We start from the raw sequence: 6,247 nt of genomic DNA, 5'->3' as shown, positions 1-6,247 counted from the left end.
AACAATATTAAAATGAACTTCAAAGACAAAAAAAGAAGTGAAAATTACATTTTTTGACAAAAACCAATCTAAAATTTATCTAAAACTTGGATTGGTGAAATTTGTTGAATTTTGCAACGGTCTTAATTATTAATAAAGCGGCTTAAGAAAATAGCCCTAAATTTATTAGGTAGTCCATTACGGTTAGTCTCTTTCTACCATAAAGAAAAGAATAAGGCGTATTACTTTCGTACCAACCTCTTTGATTTACCAGCAGCACAAATAGCGATGCTTTACAAAAAGCGTTGGGAGATTGAATTACTTTTTAAAAAGATAAAACAAAACTTTCCACTACAATACTTCTATGGAGATAATAAGAACGCTATACAGATACAGATTTGGTGTACGCTTATAGCTTTACTACTGAATTACCATTATGAAGAAGCAATTAACTAAATCTTGGAGCTTCTCTAACTTGATAAGTTTAATGCAAAAACACCTTTTTACCTACGTGAAATTTACCGACTTTTTCAACAATCTAGACTCCTTTACAAAGGAGTTCGTCAAAAATAAAGGAAATCCAGCAGAATTTCAACAAAAAATACAATTTCAGTAAGCACAAATAAAGGGAACTTACTTTTCTAAAAGTATAAATTCATCAATGTTTTAAGCTGATATAAACCTTTTTTTGTCTATATCTGAGTTTTATCGGACAACAGTATTTTTAAAATTAATTATTTTTTAACATTAGTGTCCGACAAAACACCACTTTTTGTTAAAAGGGGTGTTTGGAGTCAATAAAACTGTTTGTTTTTTCATTTTCCCCAATCGCATGGTGTCTACTCAAATAACTTGAGTTGAATATCAGGAGGTTTTGAGGTAAGTTCGCTCCATTTTTTATGTGGGTTTTCAAGAAATTTAAAAAGGTTTATGTAGGTCATCAGATAAAATCTGATTACAGATACCATATTAGAATACGCCCATTTTCGTTTTACTTTTCGTTGTATAACCAGCAAAATGAGCTGTACAATTAATGCTGACCATATCTGAATCTCTATTGCATTTTGATTGTCTCCTAAGAAATATTTTAAGGGGAAATTCTGCTTAAGTCTTTTAAACATTGTTTCAATCTGCCATCTATGTTTATAAATATCAGCAACTTGATCTGGTGAAATCTCTACATTATTGGTGATAAATTCATACACCTTTTCTTTTTCTGCATCCCAATAAGCCACACGTCTTATTTGTATGGACTTAGTATCTTTTTCTACTAAAATAAGTTCGTCTTTTAATACGGCATTACTTGTTTTATCTGCTAAGTCAAATTCTTTAATGCTTTTATAGACAGCGTTGTCTTTTTGACGAGTTACAAAGTAAATGTCGTTTAAAGTCCATTCTAAATATTGAAGGTAATCGTTGTAGGCTTTGTCAAAAACTACAAAAGAATCTTTCTCTAAATTCAATTCTTTTAAAAAAGTATGATCGTGCGTGGCAGCACTACTAAAACGGACAAGACAAGGCACATCTTCTAATGCATTAATCATGGTGTGCATTTTAATACCTCCTTTCTTTTTCCCATTAAGAGGATTGCGTCCAACACCCTTTAAAATATCACTAAAAAGACTAATGGTGGTGGAATCTACAATTTTTAAATTTTTAACTGGAGATTTTAATGGACTGCTGTCCGATAAAAAAGGGGCGTAGCGTTTAAATAATTTTGCATAGATAGCACCCGAAGACTTCGCTGGATCTTTTCGCATTGGCATCTGATAAGGTGCTTCGTTTTGGAAAATGTTTTAGGTTCAAATGACTGATACGTCCTTCGCAAGCAAGCAATACCGTAGAGATCTCTCTAAGCGAGGATATACCGCTCATTGTGACATATAGCATCGTTACTAAATGTTCGTAAGTTTTAAAAGTTTTGTAATACTTATCACTATTGAACCTTTTGGCTGTCCGAGAAATATCGGTAGGTAAAATAAATTTTAAAACTTGCTTTATTATTGGAGTTCCGCTAAAGTGTGTACTTTTGTTCATATCTGAATTTTGTGGTAAAAATTAAGATATGCAAAAAGTGGGAAATCCAACTATGGAAATCCCACTTTTAAAAATCTTTATCGGACACTAATGACTTTTTAATATTTTATTTAAAACTTCATCTTTATCTAAAGGTTTTGAACAAAAATACCAATCTTTACAATTCATATCTTCTTTACCTTCCATTCTGTTTTTAGCTGTTCCGCATGAACCGGCAGGACCAATAATTACATCATCTCCAGGTCTCCAATCGGCTGGCGTAGCAACGTCAAAAGCATCTGCAGTTTGTAAAGCAATTAAAACTCGGTATAATTCATCAAAATTTCTACCTAAGCTTAAAGGATAATAAATAATAGTTCTAATAATTCCTTTTGGATCTACAAAAAATACAGCTCTTACCGCTTTTGTAGTATCTTCATTAGGCTGAATCATACCATATTTTTTTGCTATTTCCATGGTAATATCTTCAATTAAAGGGAATTTTACATCTACATCTTTCATGCCATTATATTCAATTTTTTCTTTAATTGAACGTAGCCAAGCAATATGACTGTATAACCCATCAATAGATAAACCTACTAAATCACAATTTGCATTATTAAATTTATCTTCTAATGATGCAAATGTTATAAATTCTGAAGTACAAACAGGTGTAAAATCTGCTGGGTGACTAAATAAAATTGCCCATTTACCTTTATAATCTCCAGGAAAATTAATTTCTCCTTGTGTAGTTACTGCTTTAAACTCTGGAGCTTTATCTCCAATTCTTGGCATTGACGTAAATTCTTGTTGTGTTTCCATATCGTTATCTATTTTTAATTATTATTTCTATTTCAAAAGTAGTAAATGATTAAAAATTTACGTTATAAATATAATTGATATTTTTAATACAATCATCATTAAAATCAATAGTCATCTATCATAAAGATAGATGATTCTGAAATAATATAAATTAAATGTCAATTATCCAACTAAAATTTTACATAAAAAAATCCTGCAATTGCAGGATTTTTAAATATTATAAATAACTAATTACAAGTATTTTACCATTTAAATAAAGGTCTATTTTCCATCATTTCATTCACTTTTTCAGCTACATTTTCAATCATAGTTTCATTTTCAAAATCTTGAATAACTTCATCAATTAAATCGACAATAGTTTTCATATCTTCTTCTTTTAAACCTCTAGTGGTAACCGCAGCAGTACCCACTCTAATTCCTGAAGTAATAAAAGGAGATTTATCATCAAAAGGAACCATATTTTTATTTACCGTAATATCAGCTTTTACTAAAGCATTTTCAGCTTCTTTACCCGTAATATTTTTATTACGTAAATCTATCAACATCATATGATTATCTGTTCCACCAGAAACAATATGATAATCTTTAGCTACAAATTCTTTTGCCATTGCTGCTGCATTTTTTTTAACTTGAACTTGATAAAGTAAAAATTCATCCGTTAGTGCTTCTCCAAAAGCAACTGCTTTAGCCGCAATTACATGTTCTAAAGGTCCGCCTTGTGTCCCTGGAAAAACTGCTGAATTAATTAGCGTAGACATTTTTTTAAGTTTTCCGCTTTTTAATGTTAATCCAAACGGATTTTCAAAATCTTTACCAATCATAATCATTCCACCTCTTGGTCCACGTAAAGTTTTGTGAGTGGTTGTAGTTACAATATGACAATGAGGAAGTGGATCATTTAAGATTCCTTTAGCAATTAAACCCGATGGATGAGAAATATCTGCCATTAAAATAGCATTAACACTATCTGCAATTTTTCTAAATCGTTTAAAATCAATATCTCTAGAATAAGCTGAAGCACCTGCAATTATAAGTTTAGGTTGTTCTTTAGTTGCTATTTCTTGAATTTTATCATAATTTAAAACACCCGTTTCTTTTTCTACTCCATAAAAGGATGTTTTATACAATTTTCCAGAAAAATTGACAGGAGAACCATGCGTTAAATGTCCACCGTGTGATAAATCGAATCCTAAAATTTTATCTCCAGGTTTTAAAACTGCCTGATAAACTGCTGCGTTTGCCTGAGAGCCAGAATGAGGCTGTACGTTTACATATTCAGCTCCGTATAATTGTTTGGCACGGTCTATAGCTATTTGCTCCACAACATCTACTACTTCGCATCCGCCATAATATCTTTTATTTGGATAGCCTTCGGCATATTTATTGGTTAATACAGATCCCATTGCAGCCATAACTTGATCGCTAACAAAATTTTCAGAGGCAATTAATTCTAAACCATTAGTTTGTCTTTCTTTTTCTTCTTCGATTAAATCGAAAATAATAGAGTCGTGTTGCATTACGTGTTATTTATTAGTTAAAATTCACGCAAATTTACTAATTTCATTTTGCTTTTAATAAGAAACGTCTATATTTGATTATAAAAATTAAATAAAAAATTAAGAACTGATATATATGAAAATAACTGCTAACAATCCGGATAGAAAATCGTGGCTTCCTGTTGATTCAGATAGCGATTTTCCAATACAAAACATTCCCTTTGGAGTATTTATAACCAAAGATGATATTATTACTATCGGTACAAGAATTGGTGAATTTGCTATTGATTTAGGAGCTTTCCATCAATTAGGTTATTTTAATGGAATTCCACTTACTGATGATATGTTTATGCAAGATTCATTAAATGATTTTATTGCTGATGGTAGAAAAACTTGGAGACATGTTAGGAATAGAATAGCCGACGTTTTTGATGTGAATAATCCAAAATTGCAACAAAACGAAAAACATAAAGAAGCGATAATTTTTGATGTTAATGAAGTGGAAATGTTAATGCCAATTGATGTTGGTGATTATACAGATTTTTATTCTAGTAAAGAGCATGCTACCAATGTTGGTAAAATGTTTAGAGGTGAAGATAATGCACTAATGCCTAACTGGTTACATATTCCTGTTGGATACCACGGAAGGTCTTCTTCTGTTGTTGTTTCAGGAACATCAATTCGCAGACCTTATGGGCAAACCATGCCAAAAGGTGCTACAAAACCAGTTTTTGGTCCATCAAAATTATTAGATATGGAATTAGAAACTGCATTTATAACAACAGCAGCAAATAATTTAGGTGAACCAATTCCTATTGAAGATGCTTACGAAAATATATTTGGAATGGTTTTATTAAACGATTGGAGTGCTAGAGATATTCAAAAATGGGAATATGTTCCATTAGGACCTTTTTTAGGTAAAAACTTTGCTTCAACCATTTCCGCATGGATTGTTACTATGGATGCTTTAGAACCTTTTAGATGTGAAAGTCCAAAAAAAGAAATACAACCTTTACCATACTTACAAGAAAAAGGAACAAATAATAATTTTGACATAAAATTAGAAGCTGTTTTAGAAACTGAAAATGGAGATTTAAATATTTTAAGTGAATCTAATACTAAATATTTATATTGGAGTATGGCTCAACAACTTGCTCACCACACTGTTAACGGCTGTAATGTTAGATCTGGAGATATGATGGGTAGCGGAACCATTTCTGGACCAACCAAAAGCAGTTATGGTTCAATGTTAGAATTAACTTGGGGAGGAAAAAAACCTATCACCTTAAAAGATAGAACAACAAGAACGTTTTTTAAGGATGGTGATAATGTAGTATTACGGGGTTATTGTGAAAATGAGAACGTACGAATTGGTTTTGGAAAATGTACAGGTAAAATATTACCTCCAGTAAAATTAAAAAAATAATTAGTTAACTCGGAGTGAATTGATAGTGTATCTTTTCCGTTTTTATTGATTTATAATTATTAAAAGTAACTCAAAATAGAGCCATTAGGTGGAAGTCGTATTATTGGGTATATTTAACAGCTGCTTTAAAAGGAAAATATGTTGGAATTGAAGATATAGGCAATGGAATTTGGAAAGTCTTTTATAGAGACGTATTTTTAGGTTTCTTTAATGAAACAGAATTAAGAAATAAAGAAAAGTCAATAAGGTTAGAAACTAATTTAGTGTATGAATTTTCCTGAAATAGGTTGACTAAAAATTAAACACCAAATACCAACAAGACCGGAACAACTTTGGGTGAGTGATATCACTTATATTAAAACCGATAATGGACATAACTATTTAGTCGAACCTATTTTATTACAAGAAGATAGTTTTAATAGTGTTTTTAGTTGTTTTTATTACCAAAATAGGGTTCAAAAAAGACCAGTTTTTAGTATCTTGGTGCATAAAACCTTGTCAAATGCGT

At 30.9% G+C, this 6,247-nt stretch carries 6 protein-coding genes; 2 read left to right on the top strand and 4 right to left on the bottom strand.

The annotated features are described in order from the left end of the window. Positions 1-132 precede the first annotated feature (132 nt). Positions 133-435, top strand: coding sequence for a transposase (locus L3J60_RS13485; protein ID WP_366837392.1), 303 nt, complete (start codon positions 133-135; stop codon positions 433-435). Between the two features lie 383 nt (positions 436-818). Here L3J60_RS13485 and L3J60_RS13195 read toward each other — a convergent pair whose 3' ends face one another. The 4 genes from L3J60_RS13195 to glyA all read right to left on the bottom strand — a co-directional run bounded on the left by L3J60_RS13195 (position 819) and on the right by glyA (position 4,334). Next, on the bottom strand, positions 819-1,739 hold the full coding sequence (locus L3J60_RS13195) for an IS4 family transposase (RefSeq protein ID WP_291976034.1): 921 nt from the start codon (positions 1,737-1,739) through the stop codon (positions 819-821). Beyond that, positions 1,687-2,016, bottom strand: a complete 330-nt coding sequence (locus L3J60_RS13480) for a DUF4372 domain-containing protein (RefSeq protein WP_366837390.1) — start codon at positions 2,014-2,016, stop codon at positions 1,687-1,689. Before L3J60_RS13480 ends, L3J60_RS13195 begins: the two co-directional genes overlap by 53 nt. An 87-nt stretch (positions 2,017-2,103) precedes the next feature. After that, positions 2,104-2,817 carry a peroxiredoxin gene (locus L3J60_RS13190; protein WP_291976033.1) on the bottom strand — a complete coding sequence of 238 codons (714 nt, stop codon included), beginning with the start codon at positions 2,815-2,817 and terminating at the stop codon, positions 2,104-2,106. Between the two features lie 242 nt (positions 2,818-3,059). Further along, positions 3,060-4,334, bottom strand: coding sequence for a serine hydroxymethyltransferase (glyA, locus tag L3J60_RS13185; RefSeq protein ID WP_291976032.1), 1,275 nt, complete (start codon positions 4,332-4,334; stop codon positions 3,060-3,062). A gap of 115 nt (positions 4,335-4,449) precedes the next feature. Between glyA and fahA the strand changes: the two genes are divergently transcribed. Further along, a complete protein-coding gene (gene fahA, locus L3J60_RS13180; protein WP_291976031.1) occupies positions 4,450-5,739 on the top strand; it encodes a fumarylacetoacetase in 1,290 nt (429 codons plus the stop codon). The last annotated feature ends 508 nt before the right edge of the window (positions 5,740-6,247 follow it).

Source organism: Lutibacter sp. (assembly GCF_021647475.1).
GTDB lineage: Bacteria > Bacteroidota > Bacteroidia > Flavobacteriales > Flavobacteriaceae > Lutibacter.
The sequence above is the reverse complement of the archived record's forward strand: the minus strand, read 5'-3'. Positions and strand labels throughout refer to the sequence as shown.